The organism is Arthrobacter sp. NPDC056691, assembly GCF_042791415.1.
Lineage (GTDB): Bacteria > Actinomycetota > Actinomycetes > Actinomycetales > Micrococcaceae > Arthrobacter.
The window spans coordinates 1-1,340 of the sequence record NZ_JBHTXX010000075.1 but is presented as its reverse complement, the minus strand read 5'-3'; the positions used below and the strand labels follow the sequence as shown (position 1 = coordinate 1,340).

Below are 1,340 nucleotides of genomic sequence, written 5' to 3'. Positions count from 1 at the left end.
GGTGTGTGATCTCAGGACATAGGCGACACATGTCCCGGGACATGCACGACAGCTGATACACGACACGTGTCCCGCGACATCGGCGACACCCCGGCCGTCGACGATGGTCCATGTCGAAGAACAAGGTCATCGTCCTGGCCGTACTTGAGGGCGGAATGTCCAAGTCAGAGGCTGCCCGTCGCTACGGTGTCGGCCGGCAATGGGTTCACGAACTCCTGGCCAGGTACGCGGCCGAGGGCGACGCGGGCCTCGAGCCCCGCTCCCGCAGACCCCGTACCAACCCGCAGGCCACCGACGGGGCCGTGCACGCCCGCATCCTTTCCCTGCGCACCGACCTGACCAAAAAAGGGCTTGACGCCGGCGCCGAGACCATCGCCGCGCACCTCGAACGTGAAGGCTTCACCCCGCCGGCGAGGTCTACGATCCACCGTATCCTGCGCTCGGCAGGCACCGTGGTCCCGGAACCGCACAAGCGGCCACGTTCCTCGCTGCGCCGCTTCACCGCGGCCCAGCCCAATGAGATGTGGCAGTCCGACTTCACCTACTGGACCCTGGCCGACGGCACCGACGTGGAGATCCTGGACTTCATCGACGACCATTCCCGTTACCTGCTCCACCTCGCCGCCCATCCCAAAGTCACCGGAACGGTCGTGGTCGATGCTTTCATGGACACCGCACAAGAGCACGGCCTGCCCGCCTCCACGCTCACGGACAACGGCATGGTCTACACCACCCGCCTCGCCGGTGGACGCGGCGGACGCAACGCCTTCGAAACCCTCATCGCTTCCCTGGGCATCACCCAAAAGAACGGCCGCCCCAGCCACCCCCAAACCCAGGGCAAGATCGAACGCTTCCACCAAACCCTCAAAAAATGGCTAAAAAACCAGCCCGAGGCCCACACGATCGCCGACCTGAACGAGCTCCTGGCCAAGTTCCGCCACGTCTACAACCACGAACGGCCACACCGCGCCCTCAGACGCCGCACACCCTCCGAGGCCTACGCAGCGACCCCCAAGGCCGCGCCCGCCATCGCCGCCCAGGGGGAACACTGGCGGATCCGCACCGACCGCGTCGACGCCGACGGCAAGGTCACCCTTCGGCACGCCGGACGCCTCCGGCACCTCGGCATTGGCCGCGCCCACAAACACAAGCGCATCATCCTGCTCGTCCGGGACGCCGACGTCGCCGCCGTCGAGCACGGCACCGGCGAGATCCTCGCCGAGTTCACCATCGATCCTGCCCGCGGCTACCAGCCGAAAAAACAAAACACCCCCGGTCCGTAGACCGGGGGTGTAGCCGATGTCTCGGGACATCTGTAGTCGATGTCCCGAGACATCACA

Annotated in this window: 1 protein-coding gene; it reads left to right on the top strand. The window is 66.1% G+C overall.

Translation table 11 applies throughout. The features are described from left to right. Nucleotides 1-110: 110 nt before the first annotated feature. Nucleotides 111-1,283 (top strand): IS481 family transposase, encoded by a 1,173-nt coding sequence (locus ACFRAU_RS26060; protein ID WP_378002020.1) that lies wholly within the window; start codon nt 111-113, stop codon nt 1,281-1,283. Nucleotides 1,284-1,340 lie beyond the last annotated feature (57 nt).